General features: G+C 73.1%; 22 protein-coding genes and 1 tRNA gene. 14 read left to right on the top strand and 9 right to left on the bottom strand.

The window, feature by feature from the left end:
* Window positions 1-8: 8 nt before the first annotated feature.
* From J2S63_RS11175 to J2S63_RS11190, 4 genes are read right to left on the bottom strand one after another with little or no spacing between them, the layout of a single operon-like run.
* On the bottom strand, window positions 9-404 hold the full coding sequence (locus J2S63_RS11175; RefSeq protein WP_310301976.1) for a response regulator transcription factor: 396 nt from the start codon (window positions 402-404) through the stop codon (window positions 9-11).
* Entirely contained in the window at window positions 401-2,026 is a 1,626-nt protein-coding gene (locus tag J2S63_RS11180) for a sensor histidine kinase (protein ID WP_310301977.1), read from the bottom strand. The genes J2S63_RS11175 and J2S63_RS11180 overlap by 4 nt, the downstream gene beginning before the upstream one ends.
* Entirely contained in the window at window positions 2,013-3,896 is a 1,884-nt protein-coding gene (locus tag J2S63_RS11185) for a sensor histidine kinase (RefSeq protein ID WP_310301978.1), read from the bottom strand. The genes J2S63_RS11180 and J2S63_RS11185 overlap by 14 nt, the downstream gene beginning before the upstream one ends.
* Window positions 3,889-4,245: a response regulator gene (locus tag J2S63_RS11190; RefSeq protein WP_310301979.1), complete on the bottom strand. Its 357-nt coding sequence runs from the start codon at window positions 4,243-4,245 to the stop codon at window positions 3,889-3,891. The genes J2S63_RS11185 and J2S63_RS11190 overlap by 8 nt, the downstream gene beginning before the upstream one ends.
* Window positions 4,246-4,421: 176 nt before the next feature.
* On the opposite strand from J2S63_RS11190, the gene purD reads away from it, so the two are divergent.
* From purD to J2S63_RS11235, 9 genes are all read left to right on the top strand, one after another.
* Window positions 4,422-5,657 carry a phosphoribosylamine--glycine ligase gene (purD, locus tag J2S63_RS11195; protein ID WP_310301980.1) on the top strand — a complete coding sequence of 412 codons (1,236 nt, stop codon included), beginning with the start codon at window positions 4,422-4,424 and terminating at the stop codon, window positions 5,655-5,657.
* Window positions 5,658-5,663: 6 nt separating this feature from the next.
* A complete protein-coding gene (gene purB / locus J2S63_RS11200; protein ID WP_310301981.1) occupies window positions 5,664-7,082 on the top strand; it encodes an adenylosuccinate lyase in 1,419 nt (472 codons plus the stop codon).
* Between the two features lie 129 nt (window positions 7,083-7,211).
* Complete coding sequence (thpR, locus tag J2S63_RS11205) at window positions 7,212-7,793, top strand: RNA 2',3'-cyclic phosphodiesterase (protein WP_310301982.1); 582 nt, start codon at window positions 7,212-7,214, stop codon at window positions 7,791-7,793.
* An 87-nt stretch (window positions 7,794-7,880) separates the two neighbouring features.
* On the top strand, window positions 7,881-8,531 hold the full coding sequence (locus J2S63_RS11210) for an ACT domain-containing protein (RefSeq protein WP_310301983.1): 651 nt from the start codon (window positions 7,881-7,883) through the stop codon (window positions 8,529-8,531).
* A 109-nt stretch (window positions 8,532-8,640) separates the two neighbouring features.
* Window positions 8,641-11,283, top strand: a complete 2,643-nt coding sequence (locus J2S63_RS11215; RefSeq protein WP_310301984.1) for a PAS domain S-box protein — start codon at window positions 8,641-8,643, stop codon at window positions 11,281-11,283.
* The gene (locus J2S63_RS11220) at window positions 11,280-11,948 is read left to right on the top strand and encodes a class I SAM-dependent methyltransferase (RefSeq protein WP_310301985.1); all 669 of its coding nucleotides are present in this window, start codon (window positions 11,280-11,282) and stop codon (window positions 11,946-11,948) included. Before J2S63_RS11215 ends, J2S63_RS11220 begins: the two co-directional genes overlap by 4 nt.
* 94 nt (window positions 11,949-12,042) lie before the next feature.
* A complete protein-coding gene (locus J2S63_RS11225) occupies window positions 12,043-13,308 on the top strand; it encodes an NAD(P) transhydrogenase subunit alpha (protein ID WP_310301986.1) in 1,266 nt (421 codons plus the stop codon).
* A complete protein-coding gene (locus J2S63_RS11230; RefSeq protein ID WP_310301987.1) occupies window positions 13,305-13,616 on the top strand; it encodes an NAD(P) transhydrogenase subunit alpha part 2 in 312 nt (103 codons plus the stop codon). The genes J2S63_RS11225 and J2S63_RS11230 overlap by 4 nt, the downstream gene beginning before the upstream one ends.
* Window positions 13,616-15,022 (top strand): NAD(P)(+) transhydrogenase (Re/Si-specific) subunit beta, encoded by a 1,407-nt coding sequence (locus J2S63_RS11235; protein WP_310301988.1) that lies wholly within the window; start codon window positions 13,616-13,618, stop codon window positions 15,020-15,022. Before J2S63_RS11230 ends, J2S63_RS11235 begins: the two co-directional genes overlap by 1 nt.
* 55 nt (window positions 15,023-15,077) lie before the next feature.
* On the opposite strand, the gene upp is transcribed toward J2S63_RS11235, so the two are convergent.
* Window positions 15,078-15,719 carry a uracil phosphoribosyltransferase gene (upp, locus tag J2S63_RS11240; protein WP_310301989.1) on the bottom strand — a complete coding sequence of 214 codons (642 nt, stop codon included), beginning with the start codon at window positions 15,717-15,719 and terminating at the stop codon, window positions 15,078-15,080.
* Window positions 15,720-15,890: 171 nt separating this feature from the next.
* Here upp and J2S63_RS11245 point away from each other — a divergent pair, with 171 nt between their 5' ends.
* From J2S63_RS11245 to J2S63_RS11255, 3 genes are all read left to right on the top strand, one after another.
* A complete protein-coding gene (locus tag J2S63_RS11245; RefSeq protein ID WP_310301990.1) occupies window positions 15,891-16,379 on the top strand; it encodes a tRNA adenosine deaminase-associated protein in 489 nt (162 codons plus the stop codon).
* 47 nt (window positions 16,380-16,426) lie between these two features.
* Entirely contained in the window at window positions 16,427-16,870 is a 444-nt protein-coding gene (locus tag J2S63_RS11250; RefSeq protein WP_310301991.1) for a nucleoside deaminase, read from the top strand.
* A gap of 30 nt (window positions 16,871-16,900) precedes the next feature.
* A tRNA-Ser gene (locus J2S63_RS11255) sits at window positions 16,901-16,987 on the top strand.
* Between the two features lie 148 nt (window positions 16,988-17,135).
* On the opposite strand, the gene J2S63_RS11260 is transcribed toward J2S63_RS11255, so the two are convergent.
* The 3 genes from J2S63_RS11260 to J2S63_RS11270 form a co-directional block, all read right to left on the bottom strand.
* Window positions 17,136-17,312 carry a hypothetical protein gene (locus J2S63_RS11260; protein ID WP_310301992.1) on the bottom strand — a complete coding sequence of 59 codons (177 nt, stop codon included), beginning with the start codon at window positions 17,310-17,312 and terminating at the stop codon, window positions 17,136-17,138.
* Between the two features lie 212 nt (window positions 17,313-17,524).
* On the bottom strand, window positions 17,525-18,604 hold the full coding sequence (locus tag J2S63_RS11265) for a fibronectin-binding protein FnbA (protein WP_310301993.1): 1,080 nt from the start codon (window positions 18,602-18,604) through the stop codon (window positions 17,525-17,527).
* A gap of 241 nt (window positions 18,605-18,845) precedes the next feature.
* Window positions 18,846-19,751 carry an LPXTG cell wall anchor domain-containing protein gene (locus J2S63_RS11270; RefSeq protein ID WP_310301994.1) on the bottom strand — a complete coding sequence of 302 codons (906 nt, stop codon included), beginning with the start codon at window positions 19,749-19,751 and terminating at the stop codon, window positions 18,846-18,848.
* Between the two features lie 375 nt (window positions 19,752-20,126).
* Between J2S63_RS11270 and J2S63_RS11275 the strand changes: the two genes are divergently transcribed.
* The gene (locus J2S63_RS11275; protein WP_310301995.1) at window positions 20,127-20,882 is read left to right on the top strand and encodes a M23 family metallopeptidase; all 756 of its coding nucleotides are present in this window, start codon (window positions 20,127-20,129) and stop codon (window positions 20,880-20,882) included.
* A 301-nt stretch (window positions 20,883-21,183) separates the two neighbouring features.
* On the opposite strand, the gene J2S63_RS11280 is transcribed toward J2S63_RS11275, so the two are convergent.
* Window positions 21,184-22,371: a pyridoxal phosphate-dependent aminotransferase gene (locus tag J2S63_RS11280; RefSeq protein WP_310301996.1), complete on the bottom strand. Its 1,188-nt coding sequence runs from the start codon at window positions 22,369-22,371 to the stop codon at window positions 21,184-21,186.
* Between the two features lie 111 nt (window positions 22,372-22,482).
* On the opposite strand from J2S63_RS11280, the gene J2S63_RS11285 reads away from it, so the two are divergent.
* Entirely contained in the window at window positions 22,483-23,976 is a 1,494-nt protein-coding gene (locus tag J2S63_RS11285; RefSeq protein WP_310301997.1) for a potassium/proton antiporter, read from the top strand.
* Window positions 23,977-23,980: the final 4 nt, after the last annotated feature.

The raw sequence follows: 23,980 nt of genomic DNA on the forward strand, positions 1-23,980 counted from the left end.
CCCGGCCCTCAGCCGTCGAGCAGGTCCCGCAGGATCCGCGGCAGCTTGGCGGTGTCGACCTTGGACACGCAGGCCCGGACGCCGAGCTCGCGGGCGCGGGTGGTCACGGCCGGGTCGAGGTGTGCCGAGAAGAGCACGACGATCTGTCCGGGGTGGTGCTGCAGGATGCGCTCGGCGGCGTCGAGCCCGCCCAGCCGCGGCATGCGGTTGTCGAGGAGCACGACGTTGGGGACCGGCGGCGGGTCGAGCTCGACGTACTGCTCCACGGCGTGCTCGCCGTCGACCGCCTCCCCCACGACGTCGAAGCCGTCCATCTCCAGCAGCACCCGCGCGAGCTCCCGGATGTCGGGCTCGTCGTCCGCGACGAGGACGGTCGGACGTTCGGGTGCAGGTGCGCTCGTCATGGTGTGGCGAGTCTAGGCGCCGCGACCCGGCTCAGTGGCAGCTCGACGACGAAGCGGGTCTGACCCGGGCGGCTCTCGGCCCAGATGCGTCCGTGGTGGGCCTCGACGATCTGGCGCGCGATGTAGAGCCCGAGTCCGGTGCCGGACACCGCGCCTTCGCGGCCGCGGACGAACTTGTCGAAGATCCGCTCCAGCTGGTCGGGGTCGATGCCGCTGCCGCTGTCCTCGACGGTGAGACGGGCGAGGTCGCCGTCGAGGCCCAGGTCGACGCGGACAGGGGTGTCGGCCGGCGCGCTGCGGCGGGCGTTGTCGAGCAGGTTGGTGAGCACCTGCTGGAGCCGGTCGGCGTCGCCCTCCACGGGCACGGCGTCCACGGGCACGGAGATCTCGACCCCGCTGGGACCGAACGCGTCGGCGGCGGTGCGGACCTCGTCGGCGAGGTCGACCGGGCCCATCACGTAGCCGAAGCGACCGGACTCCAGGCTCTCGGTGTCGAGCACGTCCCGGGTCATCGCCTGGAGCCTGCGGGCGTTGAGGAACGCCCGGCTGACCGCGTTGCGCCGCTCGCCGTCGTCCATGCCGTCCCAGTGGTCGAGGCTGGTCTGCAGGAAGCCGAGGACCCCGGAGACCGGCGTGCGCAGCTCGTGGGAGACCACCGAGATGAACTCCTCCTGCGACCGGGTCAGCTCCTGGAGGCGACGACGCTCCTCGCGCTCCTGGCGCAGCCGCCGCGCCAGCACGACGGTCAGCAGCAGTCCGGTCGCCAGCAGCACGACGATGAGGATCAGCCCGACGGTCTGCAGGGGGCCGGCGAGGGGGCCGACGAACTCGTCCTTCTGCTGGGTGAACATCACGCGCCACCCCACCGACGGGACGTCGGCGCTGAAGACGAGGTCGTCGCCGATCTCGTGCTTGCCGGGCGCGAGCCCGACCAGGGAGGCAGGCACCTTCTCGCCGAGCCCGGTGGCCGTCGAGGTGGCCACGACCCGGCCGCTGTCGTCGACGAAGCGCCAGCTCTCGGTGCTGGCGCTGGTGTCAGCGAGCCCCTGGATCTCCTGGTTGAACGCGGAGTCCTTGCTCAGCGCCCCCTCGAAGACGAAGGCGCCGCGCACGCTGCTCGGGTCCTTGGGGTCGCGGATCGCGACCGCGAAGGCGTAGGACGGCAGCTCGCTGGTCACGCCCGAGTCGGCCACCGGCAGCATGACCGCGGGGGCCGAGGCCAGCTTGGTCTTGGCCTGCTCCCAGCCCGGGGCGTCGTACGTCGACCCGAGCTTGCCCGGGCGCAGGAGCGTGCCGCTGACGATCCGGTCCTGCTTGTCGACCAGGAAGCTGCCCGACTCGGCATCGGGGTCGATGGTGAAGGTGTCGAGGACGGCCTGGTCGGCCTTGCTGCGCAAGGTGAGCTCCCAGGGTCGCGAGCCCAGCCCCGACAGCGACTGGAACGTGGACACCACGCGGGCGTCGAAGCTCTGGGCGGTGGTCTGCACCTGCGCCTGCTTGGCGTCCTCGAGGGCGTGGGTGCCGTCCTGCTCGGCCCCTCGCAGCAGGGCGACGATGACGATCCCGACCAGGAGGACGGCGAGCCCGGCGACGGCCGGGACGAAGCGGTCACGTGAGGACATCGGTCGTTCCTTCGGCAGGGGCCCGCGTGGCGGGCAACGAGGGGTCGGTCCGGTCGGCGAGCGGGAACCTGACGGTGAAGCGGGCGCCGCCCGACGGGGCCTCCGTCACCGACGCGACACCGCCCATGGAGGCCGCGAACTCGTGGACGATCGCGAGCCCGAGACCGGCGCCACGGGTGTTGGTCACCGCGTCGCCACTGCCGCGGTAGAAGCGGCTGAACACCTGGTCGCGGTCGGCGGGCGCCACCCCGGCGCCCTCGTCGTCGACGTGGAGCACGGCCTTGCCGCCCTCCTCGCGGACGTGCACCCGGATCGTGGTGCCGGCGGGGGAGTACTTCGCGGCGTTGCCCACGAGGTTGGTCAGCACCCGCTCGACGGCGTGCTCGGTGCCCCTGACCACGAGCTCGGGCGCCGTGGCCAGGACGACCTCGTGGTGGGCCGAGAGGTCCTGGTGCTCGTCGAGGATGCGACGCACGGTGTCGCCCAGGTCGAGGTCGTCCTGCTCGCCCTGCCCGACGATGCCGCGCTCCATCCGCGAGAAGTCGAGGAGGTTCTCCACCAGGGAGCCCAGCTGCTGGGCGGTGGCGTCGATGCGGGCGGCGTACTCCCGGACCTTCTGCGCGCTGAGGGTCTCCACGTGGGCCGACAGCAGCTCGGCGAAGCCCGAGATGACGCCGACGGGGGTCCTCAGCTCGTGGGAGGCGGTGGCGAGGAACACGGTCTTGAGCTCGTCGACCGAGCGCAGGCGCTGCAGCGCCTCCCGCTGCTGGGCGAACGCCTCCGCGTTGGTGAGCGCGGAGGTGAGGATCTCGCCGGCGGCCTCGAGCGTGGCCATGTCCTCGGCGTCGAGGGGGCGCCCTGCCAGCACGTTGAGCCGCGCGATCGTCCGCCCGCCCCGGGCGAGCAGGAGGGACAGCGACCGGCCCGGAGGGACGCTCTCGGGGAGCGCGGAGCCGGGGGCGGGCGTCGGCAGCTCGCCGTTGCGGAAGAACGCCCGCTCCTCGCCGTCCCGGGTCGGCGTGGTCAGGGAGATGCCGCGCAGGCCCAGGGCGTCGCTCAGCTGGGTCGTGACCGCGGGCAGCACGTCGGCCAGGTCGAGGCTGCGCTGTGCGACGCCGGCCAACCCCGCCAGCACGCTGCTCTGGTGCCGCAGCTGGTCGAGCTCGGCCGCGGTGTCGGCGACGACGCGGCCTCGGCGCACGACCCACAGGCCGCCGAGCAGCCCGGCGAGGACGCAGAGGGCGGCCACCAGCCACGCCCCCGGACCCGCCTGCCCGCCCGGGGTCCAGACGGTGACGTCCCACCCCGGCGCGAGGGCGGTCGAGAGCGTCACCGTGTACGACGACGCGTCGCCGGGCCGGGTGCCACCGATCGAACCGACCATCCGTGAGGGGCCGGTGATCGTGACCCCGCCGTCCGGGGGACGCAGCCGGCTCAGGGTGGAGGCGATGCGCACAGGGGCGACGTACAGGCCGACGAAGGCGTCCCGTCGCGCGGCGACGCTCTCGGGCGGGGCCGGGGCGCCGTAGTGGGGGGCGACGACGAGGCCGGTGTCCGCCAGGAGGGCCTTGCCGGTGTCCCGCGCCTGCACGACGAGATCGGCCGGGATGCCTTCCGCCCGGACCTGGTCGAGCTCGACCTCCCGCGCGCCGCTGCCGCCACCCGTCTCGACGGTGGTCATCGCGCTGCGCAGGGCCGCCGCGACGACGGGGACCGCGTTGGCCGCAGCCGCACGGGTGCGGTTGTCGGCCTCGAGGCCGGCGGTGTGCTGGGCGGAGAGCACCACCGCGACCCCGGCGAGCACGCCGACCAGGGCCACGACCGCGGCGACGACCTTGGAGACCAGTCCGAGCCCGGTGCCCTCACCCACCGTGGACCTGCCCCTCCACCGCGGCACGGAGCGTGCGCAGGTTGCCCTTGGCCAGGAAGGGGACGTCGATCAGTGCCGCGCGGGCACGGAGCGTGGGGTCCTGGTAGTTGCTGTAGATGACGATCCGGGCGGTCGTGCCGACGCCGACCAGCTCCTCGGCCAGCTCCAGCCCGGTGGGGCCGGGCGGCATGCGGTGGTCGAGGACCACGACGTCGGGACCGACCGTCTCGACCAGGGCGCGCGCGCCGGCGGCGTCGGTGGCCGGGTGCACCTCGTGACCCTCGAGGCGGAGGTCGGTCAGCGCGAGCTCGAGGGCGTCGGGGTCGTTGTCGGCGATGACCACGCGCATGCAGCACCCCCTCCGTCCTGTTGCCCTGATGTGCGGAGACACGCCCGGTGGTGCGACCAGTCAGGGGAAAGGTAGCGCCCCGGGTCGCGGGGCGGGCCGAATCCGAGCAGGTCGGCGGATTCCAGGGACCTGCGCGTGGTGCGGGCACCTGGCGCGGCTCGTCTAGCCTGTGCGCCGTGAGGACCCTCGTGATCGGCACCGGTGGCCGCGAGCACGCGCTCGCCCTGGCGTTGTCCCGGGACCCCGGGGTGAGCGAGGTCCACGTGGCGCCCGGCAACCCCGGCATGAGCCAGGTGGCGACCCTCCACCCGGTGGACCCGATGGACGGCGAGGCCGTGGCGGCGCTGGCCACCCGGCTCGGCGTCGACCTGGTCGTCGTGGGTCCCGAGGCCCCCCTCGTGGCCGGGGTCGGGGACGCCGTCCGCGCGGCCGGCATCTCCTGCTTCGGGCCGACCGCGGAGGCCGCTCGGCTCGAGGGCTCCAAGGCCTTCGCCAAGGACGTCATGGCCGCCGCGGAGGTCCCCACCGCGATGGCTCGCGTCTGCACGACCCCCGAGCAGGCCGCGGACGCGCTCGACGCCTTCGGGGCGCCGTACGTCGTGAAGGACGACGGTCTCGCCGCGGGCAAGGGCGTCGTGGTGACCGAGGACCGCGAGGTCGCGCTCGCCCACGCGGCGGCGTGCGAGCGCGTGGTCATCGAGGAGTTCCTCGACGGACCCGAGGTGTCGCTCTTCGCGATCACCGACGGCGAGACCGTCTACCCCCTCCAGCCCGCGCAGGACTTCAAACGCGCCCTCGACGGCGACCAGGGACCCAACACCGGGGGGATGGGCGCCTACACCCCGCTGCCCTGGGCGCCGCCCGGGCTCGTGGACGAGGTCACCGAGCGGGTGCTGGTCCCGACCGTGCGCGAGATGGACCGTCGGGGAGCCCCGTTCGCGGGGCTGCTCTACGCCGGGCTCGCGCTGACCAAGCGGGGCGTGCGGGTCGTCGAGTTCAACGCCCGCTTCGGCGACCCGGAGACCCAGGCCCTGCTGCAGCGGCTGTCCTCCCCGCTCGGGGTCCTCCTCAAGGCCGCCGCCGACGGCCGGCTCGACGAGGTCGACCCGCCGCGCTGGGGAGGGGGCGCCGCGGTCACCGTGGTGATCGCCTCGGCCGGCTACCCCGAGTCCGCGCGCAGGGGCGACGTGATCACCGGCATCGAGGACGCCGAGTCCGTCGAGGGTGTCGACGTGATCCACTCCGGCACCGCCTCGCAGGACGGCGGCGTCGTGACCGCCGGCGGTCGTGTGCTGGCCGTGACCGCGGTCGGCGACGACGTCGCCGATGCCCGCTCCCGCGCGTACGACGCCGTGGGCCGCATCCACTTCGACGGCGCCCAGCACCGCACCGACATCGCCCAGGGAGTCTGAGCTCGCATGACCGTCCCCAACGTCCTGGCCACCCGCTACGCCGCGGCCGACCTCGCCGCGATCTGGTCCCCGGAGCACAAGATCGTGCTCGAGCGCCGGCTCTGGATCGCCGTCCTCGAGGCCCAGCGCGACCTCGGCGTCGCCGTCCCCGACGGCGTCGTCGAGGCCTACGAGGCGGTCGTCGACCAGGTCGACCTGGCCTCGATCGCCGCGCGCGAGCGGATCACCCGGCACGACGTGAAGGCGCGCATCGAGGAGTTCTGCGCGCTCGCCGGTCACGAGCACATCCACAAGGGCATGACCTCGCGCGACCTCACCGAGAACGTCGAGCAGCTCCAGGTGCTCTCGTCCCTCCGGCTGGTGCGCGACCGCGCGGTCGCGGCCCTCGCCCGCCTCGCGCGGCTCGCCGCCGAGCACCAGGCGACCGTGATGGCCGGCCGCTCGCACAACGTCGCCGCACAGGCGACCACCCTCGGCAAGCGCTTCGCCACCGTCGCCGACGAGATGCTCGTCGCCGTGCAGCGCCTGGAGGAGCTGGCCGCGCGCTACCCGCTGCGCGGCATCAAGGGCCCGGTCGGCACCTCCCAGGACATGCTCGACCTGCTCGACGGCGACACCACCCGGCTGGCCGAGCTCGAGCAGCGGGTGGCGGCCCACCTCGGCTTCGAGCAGGTGCTCACCAGCGTCGGCCAGGTCTACCCCCGCTCGCTGGACTTCGAGGTCGTCTCCGCGCTGGTCCAGCTGGTCGCGGGCCCGTCCAACCTCGCCACCACGATCCGTCTCATGGCCGGCATCGAGCTGGTCACCGAGGGGTTCAAGGAGGGGCAGGTCGGCTCCTCCGCGATGCCCCACAAGATGAACACCCGGTCCTGCGAGCGGGTCAACGGCCTCGCGGTCATCCTGCGCGGGCACCTCTCGATGGTCGGCGAGCTCGCCGGCGACCAGTGGAACGAGGGTGACGTCTCGTGCTCCGTCGTACGCCGGGTGGCGCTGCCGGACGCGTTCTTCGCCACCGACGGGCTGTTCCAGACCTTCCTCACCGTGCTCGACGAGTTCGGGGCGTTCCCCGCGGTGATCCAGCGCGAGCTGGACCGCTACCTGCCGTTCCTGGCCACCACCAAGGTGCTCATGGCCGCGGTGCGTGCCGGGGTCGGCCGCGAGACCGCCCACGAGGCGATCAAGAAGGCGGCCGTCGGGGTCGCCCTCGACATGCGCCGCGGCCAGGCCGAGAACGACGTGTTCGAGCGGCTGGCCGCCGACCCGTCGCTCGGGCTCTCCCGCGCGGACCTCGACGCGCTCGTCTCCGACCCGATCACCTTCACCGGCGCGGCCGTCGACCAGGTCCGCGAGGTCGTGCGTCGCGTGGAGGCGGTCGTCGCCCGCCACCCCGACGCGGCGGCGTACACCCCCGGCGCGATCCTCTAGCCACCCGCCAGGCGTACTCCGACGTACGCGCTGGACATATCGGACATCGGCAGCTCGTACGTCGGAGTACGCCGGGCCGGGGACGCGTACGTCGGAGTACGCCGGGCCGGGTCGCGGCAGGATGGGGCCGTGCCCCACCGGATGTTCGTGGCCGTCGTCCCTCCCGAGGACGTGGTCGAGGAGCTCGAGGACTTCCTCGCGCCGCGCCGGGAGGCCGGTGACTTCCGCTGGACGGTGGCCGCGTCGTGGCACGTCACGCTGGCCTTCCTCGGCCGCGTGCCCGAGCCCACCCTGGACGACCTGGAGGAGCGGCTCGACCGGGCCGCGCGCCGACGCGCCCCCTTCACGCTGCGGCTCGGCGGGGGTGGGGCGTTCCCGGATGTCGCCCACGCCAAGCTGGTGTACGCCGACGTGCGCGGCGAGGAGCAGGACCGCGAGGAGCTGCGGCGCCTGGCGACCGGCGCCCGCGCCGCTGCCGCCCGGGCAGGGGCGCCACCCGACGGCGCGCGCTTCCGCCCGCACGTGACCCTGGCGCGCACCCGGCGCCCGGCCGACGTCGTCCGCTGGGTCCGCCTGCTCGAGGGGTGGGCCTCGCGTCCCTTCCTGGTCGAGGAGGCGGTGCTGGTCGAGTCGTTCCTCGGGGAGGGGCCGCGGGGACGGCCGCGCTACGAGGTCCGGTCGACCCACCCGTTGGGGCGAACCGGCGGCTGAGATCGCGCCCGGCCGCCCGGCCCGGCCAGCGATAGTCTGCCTCTGCATCCGTCGCCCCAGCGGGTGCTGGAGGGGAGGACCGCGACCGTGCCCTACCTGCTGCGCGTCTCGCTGCCCGACGTGCCCGGGAGCCTGGGTCGCGTCGCCACCGCCATCGGTGAGGCCGGTGGTGACATCGAGGCGATCGAGATCGTCGAGCACCGTGAGGACGGCACCGCCGTCGACGACGTGCTGCTCGAGGTCGCGCCCGGCACGATGCCCGACTCGGTGGTGTCGGCCTGCAACACCCTCGACGGCGTGACCGTCCTGTGGATCTCCCGCTACGCCGCCGGCGGCAACGTGTTCCTCGACCTCGAGGTGGTCGAGCAGCTCACGCAGAACCCACCCACGGCGTACGACGACCTGGTCGACCTGCTGCCCGTCGCGTTCCGCGCCGACTGGGCCACCCGGCTGAGCGTCACCGGTGGAGGGGTCAAGCAGGTGCACTCGACCTCGGCGGCCCCCGACCTGGGCGACGAGCAGGCGCGCTGGCTCCCGCTCAGGCGTGCCGCGCGGCTCGAGGTGGACCCCGACTGGAGCATGCTGACCGGCAACGTGGTCGCCGGCGCCCCGCTGGGGGAGGACGGCCTGGTCGTGATCGGCCGCCGCGGCGGACCCGACATCCTCGACTCGGAGGTCGCCCGGCTCGCCCACCTGGTCGGGCTCGCCCAGACCATCTCGGCCTCCGACGGCGGCTGAGCGCACCTTCGAGGTTCCGGCCTCGGGGCGGACCCGTCGACACTAGGATCGAGCCGACGATGCGGCGCGCGTCCGGGGGTGGGCGAGCCGCCGAGAGTGGGAGTCTCCCGTGTCGCACAAGCGCCTGGCACTCGTGGTCGACGACGACCCGGACATCGCCCTGGTGTGCACGCTGCACCTGGAGGGCGCCGGCTTCGAGGTGATCGAGGCGGGCAACGGCCAACTCGCGCTCGACCTGGCCGCGGTCAAGCACCCCCACGTCATCGTCCTGGACTACATGCTCCCCGACCTCGACGGCGTCGAGGTGCTGCGGCGGCTCAAGGCCGAGCCCGCCACGGCCGCGATCCCGGTGCTCATGCTGACCGCGCGGACGCACAAGAAGGACCAGGCCGCCGCCTGGGAGGCGGGCGCCCACGACTTCATGGTCAAGCCGTTCGACGGCAAGGAGTTCGTCGAGGCGGTCAGCCGGGCGGCCGAGGAGGGCGAGGGGGACACCGCGCAGCGCCGCGACGAGGCGATCGGCCAGATCGTCGACGCCCGGCGAGCCGTCGACGCGACCCTTGCCGCGGTCGTCCGCGAGGCCACCGACGCGGTCATCTGCAAGGACCTCGACGGCACGATCACGTTCTGGAACCACGGTGCCGAGGAGCTCTACGGCTGGACCGCCGAGGAGGCGGTCGGCCAGTCGATCCGCATGGTCGCGGCCCCCGAGACCGTGGAGGAGATCGACGAGATCCTCGACCGTCTCTCCGCGGGCGAGCGGGTGACCCTCCACGAGACCACCCGGCTCCACCGCGACGGTCGTCGGCTCCACATCTCGCTCTCGGTGACGCCCATCCACGACGACCTCGGGCGGGTGGTCGGCGGAGCCGCGATCGCGCGCGACGTCACCGACCGGGTGCGGCGCGAGACCCGCTACGAGGGCCTCATCGAGGCCGCGCCCGACGCGATGATCCTGCTCAACGAGCAGGGCGAGATCGAGATGGTCAACCAGCAGGCCGAGCTGATGTTCGGCTACGACCGCTTCCGGCTGCTCGGCCGCAAGGTCGAGATGCTCGTGCCGGAGCGGTTCCGTGGCCAGCACCCGGTGTTCCGCCGGCAGTACGCCGAGAACCCCCGCACCCGCTCGATGGGCGCCGGCCTCGACCTCTACGCGCTGCGCTCCGACGGCTCGGAGTTCCCGGTCGAGATCTCCCTGAGCCCGCTCGAGGAGCGGGAGCACGGCCGCACCTACGCCGCGGCGATCCGCGACGTCACCGAGCGTCGTACGACGGAGGCGCGGTTTCGCGGCCTGCTCGACGCGGCGCCGGACGCCATGGTCGCCGTCGACCAGGCCGGGCTCATCACCCTGGTCAACCGGCAGGCCGAGAAGCTGTTCGGCTACGCCCGCGAGGAGCTCCTCGGCGAGCCGGTCGAGCTGCTGGTGCCCCTGGGGTCACGAGGCGCCCACCCGGTGCTGCGGGAGGGCTACCTGCGCGGCGGCGGCGGCCACCGCACGTTCGGGCTGCGTCCCGAGCTCTCGGCGCGCCGCAAGGACGGGACGGCGTTCCCCGCCGAGATCTCGCTGTCGAGCCTCCAGACCCCGGAGGGCGTGATCGTGTGCGCCGCGATCCGCGACATCACCGCCCGCAAGCTCGCCGACAACCGCTTCCGCGGGGTCATCGAGTCGGCCCCCGACGCGATGGTGATCGTCTCCGACACCGGCGCGATCGAGCTGGTCAACGGGCAGGTCATGCGGCTGTTCGGCTACGAGCGCGAGGAGCTGATCGGGCAGCCGATCGAGGTGCTCATGCCGCTGCGCTACCGCGGTCGTCACCCCGAGCACCGCCGCCGCTTCGTGCGCAGTCCCCGGCTGCGCCCGATGGGGGCCAACCTCCAGCTGTCCGCGCTGCGCAAGGACGGCACCGAGTTCCCCGTCGAGATCTCGCTGAGCCCGATCGAGGCCGACGGCACGGTGAGCGTGTGCGCGACGATCCGCGACGTCACCGCGCGCCGGCAGATCGAGCAGAGCCAGCGCCTGGCCGCCGAGCGGGAGCGGGAGGCGTCCGCGCGGCTGCGCGAGGTCGACCGGCTGCGCACCGACTTCCTCGCCACCGTCTCCCACGAGCTGCGCACGCCGCTCACCGCGATCAAGGGGTTCGCAGAGTGGCTGGTCGGCTCCTGGGACGTCACCGAGGAGTCGCGCAAGCGCGACATGGTCCAGCGCATCCACCACGCCGGCGGTCGCCTCGACTTCCTCATCCAGGACCTCCTCGACTTCTCGCGGCTCGAGCGCGGCAAGCTCAAGGTCGAGCTGGAGACCCAGGTGCTCGGCGAGCTGCTCGAGGAGGCGCTGCGCAACACCGCGACCGCCCTGGAGGACCACCACGTCGACAACCGGGTCGACGCGGACCTCGAGGTGGTCGTCGATCGCAGCGCGTTCCTGCGCGTGCTGGAGAACCTCCTCACCAACGCCGCGAAGTTCTCCCCCCGGGGCTCGGCGATCCACCTCGACGTGGACGTCGCGCCGGAGACGGTGGTCCTCTCGGTGCGCGACGAGGGGGTGGGCATCCCCGAGGAGGAGCACGAGAAGGTCTTCGACCGCTTCTACCGCAGCCCCGCGACCGCCACCAGCGCGCCGGGCACGGGCATCGGGCTGGCGATCGTCAAGCACTTCGTCGAGGCGCAGGGCGGCAGCGTCGAGCTGCGCTCCGGCCCCGACGAGGGCTGCGACTTCCGGGTGACCATCCGCCGCGTCCTGCCGGGCTCGTGACGCCCTCCGGTGCCGGTGCGCCCGGTGAGCCCGGGGAGCTCTGGCGTCGGGTCGCGCGGGGGTCCTTCGGCGGTGACGGCTACGCGGGCGCCTACGCCGAGCGGTTCGACGCCGTCGCCGAGCGCCCGGACGCCCACGGCGAGGCGGACTTCGTCGAGACCCTGCTGGGTCCGGGTGCACGGGTGCTGGACGCCGGCTGCGGCACTGGTCGGGTGGCCGCCCGGCTCGCCTCGCGCGGCCACACCGTGACGGGCGTCGACGTCGACCCCTCCATGGTCGAGGAGGCCCGACGGCGCTGGCCGGGGCTGGAGTGGCGGGTGGCCGACCTGGGCGCGCTGCCGGCGCCTGCCACGCCGTACGACCTGGTGGTGATGGCCGGCAACGTCGTCCCCTTCGTGGAGGCCGCCGCGCTGCCCGCGACGATGGCCGCGCTCGCGGGCCAGCTGGCGCCGGGAGGGCTGCTGGTCGCCGGCTTCGGCACCGACCGCGACCACCTGCCATCCGGCACCCCGCTGCTCCCCCTCGCGGCGTACGACGAGGCCTGCCTCGCCGCTGGCCTCGCTCTCGTGGCCCGCCACGCCGGGTGGAGCGGGGAGCCGTGGCCCGAGGACGGCGACCCGGGCTACGCGGTGAGCGTGCACCGCCGCGAGGACCCGTTGTCCTGACAGGAATTCGCGTTCTCCTCCGGGTCCGGACGGCCCTGAGACACACGTCTCATCGGTTGGTCTTGGGTCTGCGCGGACAAGTAGGGTCCGGCAGGTGAAGATCGCTGTCGCCAGAGAGACCAGGCCGGGTGAGGGGCGCGTCGCCATGGTCCCGGAGCTGGTCGAGAAGCTGACCAGGCTCGGCTACACGGTTGCCGTGGAGACCGGGGCCGGGGACCTCGCGCAGTACTCCGACCAGGACTACGCCGAGGCCGGTGCCGAGGTGAGCGAGGACCCCTACGCCGACGCGGTGCTGGTGGTCTCGGTCAACCCCCTCGACCGCTCGGTGGTGAGGCGGCTGCCGGAGGGCACGGCGACCATGTCGTTCCTCCCGGTCAACCAGTCGCACGAGCTCGTCGCCGACCTGCGCGACTGTGGCCTCACGTCCTTCGCGATGGAGCTCGTGCCGCGCATCAGCCGCGCCCAGTCGATGGACGCGCTCTCCTCGCAGGCACTGGTGTCCGGCTACCGCTGCGCGATCGTCGCGGCGGGCATGCTGCGCCGCTTCTTCCCCCTCAACATGACGGCCGCCGGCACGGTCCAGCCCGCGCAGGTGGTCGTCCTCGGCGCCGGCGTCGCCGGGTTGCAGGCGATCGCGACCTGCAAGCGCCTCGGCGCCGTGGTCAAGGCGTACGACGTCCGTGCGGCCGCCGCGGAGGAGATCGCCTCCCTCGGGGCGGTGCCGATCAAGCTCGACCTCGAGACGCTCGAGGGGTCCGGCGGCTACGCCCGCGAGATGACCGAGGAGCGTGCCGCCCGCCAGATGGAGCTGCTCGCGCCCTTCGTGGCCGACGCCGACGCGCTCATCACCACCGCGGCGGTGCCGGGTCGCCAGGCGCCCCTGCTCGTCACGCGCGAGATGGTCGAGCAGATGAAGCCCGGCTCGGTCGTGGTCGACCTGGCCGCCGAGTCCGGCGGCAACGTCGAGGGCGCGGTCGCCGGCGAGGTGGTCCGCATCGGCCACGCCCAGGTGTGGGGCGGGGCCAACGTGCCCTCCCAGCTGCCGGGGCCGGCCTCCAAGCTCTACGCGCAGAACATCGTCAACCTGGTCACGCTGATGACCCGCGCCGGTGACGAGGAGTCGGCGGGCGGCTTCGCCCCGGACTTCGCCGACGAGATCGTCGACGGCAGCTGCGTCACCGAGGGCGGTCGCATCCACCACAAGCCCACTCGTGAGGCGATCGAGGGGCCCGACCCCGACCCCGAGCCGGAGCCCGAGCCGGCTCCGCAGCCGACCGCGGACCCGGACGCCACCCGGTTGATGCCGGCCGCCGACCCCGCCGACCCCGCCCACAACGCCCCTGAGGAGGGACAGCCGTGAACGACGGAGTCGTGTGGCTCACCATCTTCGTGCTGAGCGTGTTCGTCGGCATCGAGGTCATCTCCAAGGTGTCCTCGACGCTGCACACCCCGCTGATGTCCGGCGCCAACGCCATCCACGGCGTCATCCTGCTCGGCGCGATCATCGCGACCGCCGAGACCACCAACGGCTTCGCCGTGGCGGTGGGCCTGGTCGCGATCGTCCTGGCGACGATCAACATGGTGGGCGGGTTCGTCGTCACCGACCGCATGCTGCAGATGTTCACGCGCAAGAAGAAGCCTGCGCGCAACGAGGAGGGCGCGGCCTGATGGCGACCTGGGTCCAAGTCACCTACCTGATCTGCGCGGTCGGCTTCATCCTCGCGCTCAAGGGCCTGTCCGGTCCCAAGACAGCTCGCACGGGCAACCTGATCGGCGCCGCCGCGGCGACCGTCGCCTGCCTGCTGCCCTTCATCTACCTCGACCACCCGCGCCACGTGCCGCTGATCCTGGTGGCGATCCTCGTGGGCGTGGCCGGCGGTGTCTTCGGCGCCCAGCGCGTGCAGATGACCCAGATGCCCCAGATGGTCGCGCTGTTCAACGGCGTCGGCGGCGGTGCTGCCGCGCTGGTCGCGCTGATCGAGCTCAACGGCATCCTCACGATCTCCGACAACGCCGGGGTGGACCCCAGCGACGTCTCGGGCTGGTTCACCCTCGCCGCGACGGCGTTCACGGTCTTCGTCGGCTCGGTGTCGTTCTCCGGTTCGCTGATCACCTTCGCCAAGCTGCAGGACCTGATGACCTCGCGGCCGGTGGTCTTCCCCGGTCTCCCGGTGGCGTTCGGCGGCATGCTGCTCGTCGCGGTCGTGCTCTCGGTGCTCACCGTGTCCGGTCCCTCGGTGCTCGTCGGCATCGTGCTCTGCCTGGTGGGCCTGGCCTTCGGCGCCCTGCTCGTGCTGCCGGTGGGCGGCGCCGACGTCCCGATCGTGATCTCGCTGCTCAACGCCTTCACCGGCCTCACCGTGGCGGCGGGCGGCTACGTCCTGTCCAACCTGGTGCTGCTCGTCGGCGGCACGCTCGTCGGTGCCTCCGGAACCTTCCTCACCCTGCTGATGGCCCGTGCCATGGGCCGCTCGGTCGCCAACATCCTGTTCGGCGCGCTCAAGGGCGGGTCGACGCTGGGCGCCGGCGAGGCCTCGGACCGACCGGTGAAGTCCGCCGGCCCCGAGGACGTCGCGATCATGCTCAACTACGCCGACCGCGTGATCATCGTGCCGGGCTACGGCCTGGCCGTCGCGCAGGCCCAGCACACCCTGCGAGAGCTGGTCGACCTGCTGGTCGCCCGTGGCGCCAAGGTCGACTACGCCATCCACCCGGTCGCCGGTCGCATGCCCGGCCACATGAACGTCCTGCTCGCCGAGGCCCAGGTGCCCTACGAGCAGCTGGTCGAGATGGACGACATCAACTCGGAGTTCAAGGACGCCGACGTCGTGCTCGTGGTCGGAGCCAACGACGTGGTCAACCCCGCCGCCAAGACGACGCCCGGCGCGCCGATCTACGGCATGCCGATCCTCAACGCCGACGAGGCCAAGCAGGTCGTGTTCATGAAGCGCTCGATGCGCCCCGGCTTCGCCGGCATCGAGAACGAGCTGCTCTTCGAGGACCGGACGACGCTGCTGTTCGGTGACGCCAAGGACATGCTCGGCAAGGTGCTCAAGAGCGTCGAGGCCCTCTGACCGCTCGCGGCTCGCAGCGGGCGGCGTACGCCGTCACGCCGGCCCCGCGCTGCCCTCAGTGGGCGAGGCCGTAGAGCCGGTCGCCGGCGTCGCCGAGACCCGGCACGATGTAGCCCTTGTCGTCGAGCCGCTCGTCCATCGCGGCCGTGACCAGGGTGACCGGCACCTGCAGGCCGCTCAGCTCCTGGTCGACCCGCTCCACGCCCTCCGGCGCGGACAGCAGGCAGATCGCGGTGATGTGGTCGGCGCCGCGGTCCACGAGGAAGTGGATCGCCGCGGCGAGGGTGCCACCGGTCGCGAGCATCGGGTCGAGCACGTAGCACTGGCGCCCGGACAGGTCGGCCGGCAGCCGCTCGGCGTACGTCATCGCCTCGAGGGTCTCCTCGTTGCGCGCCATCCCGAGGAAGCCGACCTCGGCGGTGGGCAGCAGCCGCACCATGCCGTCGAGCATGCCGAGGCCGGCCCGCAGGATCGGCACCACGAGCGGCGCCGGGGTCACCAGCCGCACGCCCGTGGCCGGCGCGACCGGCGTCTGCACCTCGGTCGGCTCGACGCGCACGTCGCGGGTGGCCTCGTAGGCCAGCAGCGTCACCAGCTCGTCGACCAGACGCCGGAAGGTGGGGGAGTCGGTGCCCTGGTCACGCAGCGTCGTGAGCTTGTGGGAGACGAGGGGGTGGTCGACGACGTGGACGCGCATGGCCGACACCGTAACGAATCGCCGACGACTCGCCGACGTCACAGTGACCACCGGCAGACAGGTCCGTTCTCGCCTGGCTTCCGTCGTGCGACCGGTGTCATGATCGAGGCGACGACCCCCTCGGGACCGATGGGTCGACCAGAGCCGTTGCGGCGGCGGGAAGGAGCCGAGGTGTCCGGGTACGACGACGACGAGGCGGTCGACTTCGCCCTCGTGGTCTACCGCGAGGAGAACGTCTGGCGGGTCGAGGAGATCTCCGACGACAAGCTGCACGACGTGGACGCGCTGGCCGCCGAGCTGCGCCGCTGGCCAGGTGACTTCGGCTCGCTCGGCCTGGTGTCGATCGACGAGGACTTCTTCGTGCTCGCGCGCGTCGCCGGGTCCCACGTGCGGCTGCTGCTCTCCGACGTCACCGCGGCGACGGAGTGGCCGCTGGCCCGCTCCGTCCTCGAGACCCTCGAGCTCGACATGCCCGACGACGAGGACGACCAGGAGCCGGCCGGCGACCTCGGCATCGTCGCGGACCTCGGCCTGCCGGCGATGGACATGGGCGCGCTGCTCGACGACGAGGAGCTCTACCCCGACGAGGCGCTCGGCGACATCGCCCACAAGCTCGGCTTCGGCCCGTTGTACGACGACGCCGTGGGCGTCAGCGCCTGACGCAGGTGGACCTCCCCTCCGCCGTCCGGGACCGGTGGGAGCCGGCCATGCGCCTGGCCCTCGCCGAGGCGGGGTCGTCCGGTGACGACGTACCCGTCGGTGCGGTCGTGCTCGACGCCCACGGCGTCGTGGTGGGACGGGGGCGCAACCACCGCGAGGACCGCGCCGACCCCACCGCCCACGCCGAGGTGGTCGCGCTGCGCGAGGCGGCGCTGACCCAGGGCGAGTGGCGCCTGGAGGGCTGCACGCTGGTGGTGACGCTCGAGCCCTGCACGATGTGCGCCGGGGCTGCGGGGCTGGCCCGCGTGGACCGCGTGGTCTTCGGCGCCCACGACCCCAAGGCCGGCGCGGTCGGCTCCCTGTGGGACGTGCTGCGCGACCGCCGGCTCAACCATCGGCCCGAGGTCGTGGCCGGCGTGCTGGCCGACGAGTGCGGGGCCGTCCTGCGGGAGTTCTTCGAGGCGCGGCGGACCTCCGACCTGCGTTCATGACCCCGGTCCCGCTGCTGTACCCTCGTCCGCGGTGGCGTGTCCGAGCGGCCTAAGGAGAACGCCTCGAAAGCGTTTGTGGGTGAAAGCCCACCGAGGGTTCAAATCCCTCCGCCACCGCCGTGTGATGTCTCAGGACATCGGAGACAGCCGGACCCCGACGGGGTCCGGCTGTCGTGTTCTCCGGCCCCTGGCTCGCGCCTCCCGGCACGCAGCAAGGCCCCGGCTCGAGGAGCCGGGGCCTGGAGGTTCGGGTGGTGCGGGACCCTCAGGACTTCGCGGGTGCGGAGCGCACCAGCTGGTAGATCCCGGCCGTGACCGTGGCGACCCCGCCGGCCAGCAGGGCCGTGATGGTGAGGTCGGAGTGGAGGACGGGGCCGGCACCCACGACGGCCGCGCCGGCTGAGCCGGTGAGGGCGAGGAAGAGCTTCGTGGAAGCGAGCATCGCGAGCCTCCTTGGTCAGGGGTAGGGAAGGTCCAGCATGCCGGACGATCGGGACCTCTGGGGGGAGAACCAGGAACTTGGTCCTATGGGTCGAGGCCGTGCGGTCCACACGGCGGCCCGGATTGACCATGAGTGACTAGCCTCGCGGCCGAAAGGTGGAGAGGCCGCCGCGCCATGCTCGCGGGTCTCTCCACCTCTCGGAGCTGGGAGGGTCAGGCCTGCGTACGGCGCGAGCGGCGCACCAGCACCAGCCCGGCGAACGTCATCGCCACGCCGCCGACGAGGAGCAGACCGTCCTCGGCGCCGGCCCCCGTGTTGGGCAGCACGCCGGCGACGGCGCGAGCGGGGGCGGTGACCGGGGCCACGCGGCCGGCGGGAGCCGCAGGGTGACGCGTGGCGGGCGCGGCGGCGGCGGCGGCCGGGGCGAACTCCTCGACGCCGAGGACGACCGGCGTGGTGGTGGGCTCCTCGACGGCGGGCACGTCGTCGATCACCGGCACCTCGACGCCCGGGTTGCCCATGGTGGGCTCCTCGACGGCCGGGACCTCGGTGGTCGGCTCGTCGGTGGTGGGCTCGTCGGTGTCCTCGCCGCCCCGCGGGTTGAGGCCGTCGACGGGCTCGTCGGTCGTGTCGTCGGCGCCCTGGTCGTCGGTGTTTCCGTCCGAGCCCTCGTCAGTGCCCTGGTCCGAGCCCTCGTCGGTGCCCTGGTCGGCGGTGGCGTCGCCCTGGTCGGCGGGCGTCTCGTGCGTGGTGTCGTCGGTGTTCTCGTCGGCCGTGGTCTCGTCGGTGTCGTCGGCCGGGGGCTGCTCGTCGGTGGTGTCCTCGCCCTGGTCGTCGGTGCCCTCGTCACCCTGGTTGTCGGTGCCCTGGTCGTCGGTGCCCTGGTCGTCGGTGCCCTGGTCGTCGGTGCCCTGGTTGTCCGTGCCCTGGTCGGCGGGGGTCTCGTCGGTCGCGTCGTCGGCGGGGGGCTGCTCGTCCGGGACGGTGGTCCCGCAGCGAGCCGGGACGCCGCGGCCGTTGTTGTCGTCCTCGCAGTCGGCGTCGTTGCCGCTGCCGTTGTTGCCGTCCTGGTCGCCGGTGCCCGGCTTGTTCGGACCGCCGTTGCTGTCGCCGTCGGGGTCGGAGGGAGACGCGCCCTGGGTCGAGCCGTTGCCGTTGCCCTGCCCGTTGGCCTGGCCGTTGCCGGGGGTCGCGTACGCCGGGGAGGCCATGCTCGCCAGGACCATGACCGCCGAGGCGGCGAGACCGACCGAGAGGCGGGTGGTGAGGGGGGTGCCGGTGGTGGTGCGCATGGTGGTTCTCCCTGATCGGCGGCCCTGCCTGGCGGCGGGGACCTGCTGTGGTGAACACGAGCATGCAGGGAAAAAACCGGCGAACCTGGACATAGAGCCGCCAATCATCCTCGGCAAGGACGGTGGTCCAGGGGCCCTCGGGACCTCTGCGGGCCCGGGTCGTCGAAGGGTCCTGCCCCCACCCAGGACCATGGGCCCGGATCGTGGCGATCCGGGCCCATGGTCAGGCAGCTCGAGAGGCTCAGGCCTCCTCGCGGCGGCGACGCACGAGCACCGTGCCGGCCACCACGGAGGCGAGTCCGCCGGCCAGGAGGGCGAGCATCGCGGCGTCCGCGCCGGTGTTCGGGAGGACGGCCGCGGCGCGGGCGACCGGGCCGGCGACCGGGCCGGCCACCGGGGTCTCGGCGGCGTCCCGAGCCGGGCTGGCGGAGCGCTGCGGGGCCACGGTGTCGGCGAACCGCTCGATGCCCAGGACCACGGGCCGCGTCGCCTCGGTCACCGCCACCTCGGTGGTGTCCGTCGTGTCGGTGCTGTCCGTGCTGTCGGTGGCCTCCACCGCCGGCGTGCCGGCGCCAGGCGAGTCGACGGAGTCGTCGGTCGAGCCCTCCGGGGCGTGCTCGACGGCCGGGGGGCCGGGCTGCTCGGCGCCGGGAGCGCCGTGCTCCTCGCGCGACGGGGCGCCGGTGTCCTCGGTGTCGTCGGTGACCTTGGGGCCCTTGGAACCCTTGGAACCCTCGGCGTGCTTGCCGCCCTTCCCGTGGGTCTTCTCCTTGCAGTGCCCCGGGACGCCCTTGCCGCGGTTGTCGTCCTCGCAGTCGGAGTCGTTGCCGCTGCCGTTGTTGCCGTCCTGGTCGGAGGTGTCGACGCCGCCGGCACCGCCGGGCTGGTCGATCCCGCCGTTCTCGTCACCGTCGGGGTCGGCCTGCGCCTGCCAGTCGTCGTCGTGGCCGCGGCCGCTCTTGTTGGAGCTGGCGCGGTGGTCGTGGCCGGCGGCCGCGGAGTGCGAGTGCGAGGTGGTGGAGCGGGACGGTGCGGCGTCGTGGCCGGGGGCGGCGTACGCCGGGGTGGACAGGCCCAGCAGGGCGAGGGTCGCGGCGCTGCCGATCGCCAGAGCGGCTCGCTGGGTGTTCCCGAGGGTCGTGCGCATGTCAGGCTCCTGGAGGTCCGTCCGCCTCGTCGGTTGAGGCGATTTGTCCAGATAAACGGCGTATGGCACGATCGAGTCACGCCGTCGTACGTCGATGAATATCACGTTTGATAGTCCGAACGGGTGGGCACCCTGGCCCGACTGGCCCATCCGGCGCTCGTCCCGTAGGGTCTCCGATCGGGCCGCCGGCCCCGCGTGCGCTTGGTCACCTCTGCCCCCCAGGAGTTGAACCCGCGCGAGTGCCCGTGACTTACTGGGCGCTAACAAAAGTTAGCAGGACGCTTGCTGTCTGCTTCCGGACTGCCTTCGCCACGGAAGCTCTCGGGACGGCCACGCCATCGACCGGCGGAGGAGGGGCTTGGAGGAGCCCGCGTCATGCCGCACCAGCCCACGACCTCTCGTCGCCGCGCCTACCGCCCGACGCACCGCGCACCCCGCCGCCTGAGCCGCACGCTGGCCTCCGTCGCCGCCGCCTACGCCGTGGCCGCGATGGTCCTCGTCCTCGTCGTCACGGTCGTGCTCCCGGTGACCGCAGCCCGGCACAAGGTGCCCGCGCTCGCCGCCGCCGGCCTGGCCCCGAGCCTCTCGGCGAGCACCGCCCCCGCCGCCGCCGTCCTCGCCGGTCGCGAGGATGCGGCCCGGCCCTCGCGCAGCCTGGCCACTCCGGCGCTGCGTGCCCTCCCGCGTCCCGCCCCGGTCGCCCGCCCGGTCACGATCCAGAGGATCACCTGGGCGCTGCCGGTCAGCGGCTACCACCTGACCGGCCGGTTCGGTGACCGCAGCTGGCTGTGGTCCAGCGGGATGCACACCGGCCTCGACTTCGCGGCGCCCGCCGGCACCCAGATCCGCGCCATCGCGGCCGGTGTCGTCAAGGAGGCCGGGTACGCCGGCTCCTACGGCAACCGCACGATCATCACCCTGCCCGGCGGCGGGGAGGCCTGGTACTGCCACCAGACCTCGATCGGCGTGACGCCGGGTCAGCGCGTGGCCGTGGGCCAGCCGATCGGCACCGTCGGGGCCACGGGCAACGTGACCGGGGCGCACCTGCACCTGGAGATCCGGCCGACCGGCGAGCACGGCGACCCCGTGGACCCCTACGCGGTGCTGGTCGCGCACGGCCTCCGGCCCTGAGTGACTGGCCCGGCCCCGGGACGCGGTGACGCCCCGGGCTGGGGATGGCAGCCCGGGGCGTCTGGTCGCGTGACCTCCACCTGGATGGTCCGACGCCCCACGCATCGGGTCCAACAGGTCACGCAGCCTGCCCTGAGTCTTCTGAGTGGCAGGAAGCACTCGGGAGACGAAGGACGAAGGGCAGGGGTCGGTGGGTGAAGCCACCGCGGCGGAGGTGGTCCGTCGCGGCGTACGCCAAGTGTGACCCAGGGGCGCCTCGTCGCGGAGGAGTTCCCTGCAACAAAAGCGTAAAATGTCCGAATCAGGACTTAAGCCACTGACCCAGCCGCTCGAGTCCGGTCTCGATCTCGTCGCGGTGCCCGGCGAAGGACAGGCGGACGAAGTGGTGGCCGCGCTCGGTGTCGAAGTCGACGCCCGGCGTGAGCGCGACGCCGGTCTCCTCCAGCAGCCGCAGCGCGAAGCCCATCGAGTCGTCGGTGACCCCCTCGAGGTCGGCGTAGACGTAGAACGCCCCGTCCGCCGGCGCCAGCCGCGTCCACCCGAGCGACCGCAACCCGTCGAGCAGGACCGCACGGTTGTCGGCGTACCTCGCGACGTGGCCGTCGCACTCGGCGTACGACGAGGCGTCGAACGCCGCGACCGCGGCCTGCTGGGACAGCACCGGGGGACAGATCGTGAAGTTGCCGGTGAGCACGTCGACCGGGCGTCGCAGGTCCTCGGGGACCAGCATCCAGCCCAGCCGCCACCCGGTCATCGAGAAGTACTTCGAGAACGAGCAGAAGACGACCCCGGTGCGCGACCACTGCCACGCCGAGGCCGGTGGGGGAGCCGAGTCGTAGGAGATGCCGTGGTAGATCTCGTCGCTCACCAGGCGGACCCCGTGCCCCTCGCACCAGGTCGCCAGGGCACCGAGCTCCTCGGGGGCCAGCATGGTGCCGGTGGGGTTGGCCGGGCTCGCCACCACCAGTCCCTTCACCGGCTGCTCGAGTTCCTCGAGCATCGCGACCGTGGGCTGGAAGCGCGTCTGCGGCCCGGTGGGCAGCTCGACGACCTCGCACCCGAGGGCGGTCAGGACGTTGCGGTAGCAGGGGTAGCCCGGTCGGGCGATCGCGACGCGGTCCCCGGCCTCGAACGCGGCGAGGAAGGCCAGCAGGAAGCCCCCGGACGAGCCGGTGGTCACCACGACCTCCTCGGGGGAGACCTCCAGGCCGTGCCAGCGGGCGTGGTGGGCCGCGATCGCCTCGCGCAGCTCGGGGATCCCGGTGGCGACGGTGTAGCCCAGCACGTCGTCGTCCAGCGCCCGCTTGGCCGCGTCGCGCACCGCGCGGGGTGCCGGGGTCGAGGGCTGGCCGGCGACGAAGTTGACCAGGTCGCCGTGCGAGCGCCGGCGCTGAGCGGCGCGCGCGAGGAGGTCCATCACGTGGAAGGGCGGCACGTCCGCGCGCTGGGCGACCTGGAGGCGCGTGGCGGGTGAGGGGTCCAGGGTCACGTGCCCAGCCTAGGGAGCGACCGGTGCACCACTAGACTCGAGTCCTCCCGCCCGCCCCCAGCGCTCCGTCGTACTCCGTGCGTCGTGGCCTCCTGCCGCAGACGAGGTGACGTGGACTTCGACGTCGAGCAGCTCGACCAGGCGCTGCTGGGCGGCAGCGCGGTCATCCTGGTCGCCGTCCTCGCCGTCCGGGTCTCGGTGCGGGTGGGTCTGCCCAGCCTCCTGATCTACCTGCTGTTGGGCGTCGTGCTCGGCACCGGGGGTCTCGGCATCGAGTTCGACAACGCCGAGGTCGCCCACGCCCTGGGCTTCGCGGCGCTGATCATCATCCTCACCGAGGGCGGCGTGACCACTTCGTGGCAGGACCTCAGACCCGCGATGCGGACCGGCGCGCTGCTCGCCACGGTCGGGGTCGCGGTCGGGGTGGGGTCGATGGCGCTGATGGCCCACTTCTGGCTCGGCTTCAGCTGGGAGCTCGCCGTCCTCCTCGCAGCCGTCACGGCTCCCACGGACGCCGCCGCGGTGTTCTCCGTGCTGCGACGGGTCCCCCTCCCGCGGCGGCTGACGGGGCCGCTCGAGGCGGAGTCCGGGCTCAACGACGCCCCGACGGTGCTGCTGGTGATCCTCGCCAGCGAGGGCAAGCTGTTCCACGAGGGCGTGGCGCACGTCGGCGGGCTGATCGTCTACGAGCTGGCCGTCGGCGTCCTCCTCGGGCTCGGCCTGGGCCGTGCGGGTGCGTGGGCGATGCGCCGGGCCGCCCTGCCCGCCTCGGGCCTCTACCCCCTCACCGTGCTGTCCATCGCGATCCTGTCGTACGGCGTCGCGGTGGTCCTGCTGCACGCCTCCGGCTTCGCTGCCGTCTACGCCGCCGCGCTCGTGCTGGGCAACACCGAGATGCCGCACCGCACGGCGACCAAGTCCTTCATCGAGGGGCTTGGCTGGCTCTCGCAGATCGGGCTGTTCGTCATGCTCGGCCTGCTGCTCTCGCCGGACCAGCTCACCTGGTCGGGGATGTGGCAGGCGGTGCTGGCCGGTGGCCTCCTGGCCCTGGTGGCCCGGCCGCTGTCGGTCCTGGCGAGCGTGGTGTGGGCCCGCATGCCCTGGCCCGACGTGGTGTTCCTGTCGTGGGCGGGCCTGCGCGGTGCGGTGCCCGTGGTCCTGGCCACGATCCCGCTGGCGGCCGGGGTGGAGGGCGCGCGCGACCTGTTCAACGTGGTGTTCGTGCTGGTCGTGATCGACACGCTGGTCACCGCTCCGACGCTGCCGTGGCTGGCGCGCACCCTGCGCCTGCTCGATCCGAGCGAGCTGCGTGACCTCGACATCGAGACCGCCCCGCTGGACCGGATCGCGGTCGACCTCCTCCAGATCCGGATCACCCGTCGCTCGGCGATGCACGGGGTGGAGGTCGGCGAGCTGCGCCTGCCGAGGGGCGCGTCGGTCACCCTGGTGGTCCGCGACGGGGAGACCAAGGTGCCGAGCGGGCGCACCGTCCTGCGGCGCGGGGACGAGGTCCTGGTCGTCACCCCGCGTCGGCTGCGGGCCGAGACCGAGGACCGGCTGCGGGCGGTGTCGCTGAGGGGCCGGCTCGCGACCTGGCTGGAGTGAGCCG

The organism is Nocardioides marmoribigeumensis (assembly GCF_031458325.1).
GTDB classification, from domain to species: domain Bacteria; phylum Actinomycetota; class Actinomycetes; order Propionibacteriales; family Nocardioidaceae; genus Marmoricola_A; species Marmoricola_A marmoribigeumensis.

Coding starts and splice junctions, on each gene's coding strand:
- J2S63_RS11175 (WP_310301976.1), bottom strand. CDS start 404: ATGACGAGCGCACCTGCACCCGAACGTCCGACCGTCCTCGTCGCGGAC.
- J2S63_RS11180 (WP_310301977.1), bottom strand. CDS start 2,026: ATGTCCTCACGTGACCGCTTCGTCCCGGCCGTCGCCGGGCTCGCCGTC.
- J2S63_RS11190 (WP_310301979.1), bottom strand. CDS start 4,245: ATGCGCGTGGTCATCGCCGACAACGACCCCGACGCCCTCGAGCTCGCG.
- purB (WP_310301981.1), top strand. CDS start 5,664: ATGACCGTCCCCAACGTCCTGGCCACCCGCTACGCCGCGGCCGACCTC.
- J2S63_RS11235 (WP_310301988.1), top strand. CDS start 13,616: ATGGCGACCTGGGTCCAAGTCACCTACCTGATCTGCGCGGTCGGCTTC.
- upp (WP_310301989.1), bottom strand. CDS start 15,719: ATGCGCGTCCACGTCGTCGACCACCCCCTCGTCTCCCACAAGCTCACG.
- J2S63_RS11250 (WP_310301991.1), top strand. CDS start 16,427: ATGCGCCTGGCCCTCGCCGAGGCGGGGTCGTCCGGTGACGACGTACCC.
- J2S63_RS11260 (WP_310301992.1), bottom strand. CDS start 17,312: ATGCTCGCTTCCACGAAGCTCTTCCTCGCCCTCACCGGCTCAGCCGGC.
- J2S63_RS11265 (WP_310301993.1), bottom strand. CDS start 18,604: ATGCGCACCACCACCGGCACCCCCCTCACCACCCGCCTCTCGGTCGGT.
- J2S63_RS11270 (WP_310301994.1), bottom strand. CDS start 19,751: ATGCGCACGACCCTCGGGAACACCCAGCGAGCCGCTCTGGCGATCGGC.
- J2S63_RS11275 (WP_310301995.1), top strand. CDS start 20,127: ATGCCGCACCAGCCCACGACCTCTCGTCGCCGCGCCTACCGCCCGACG.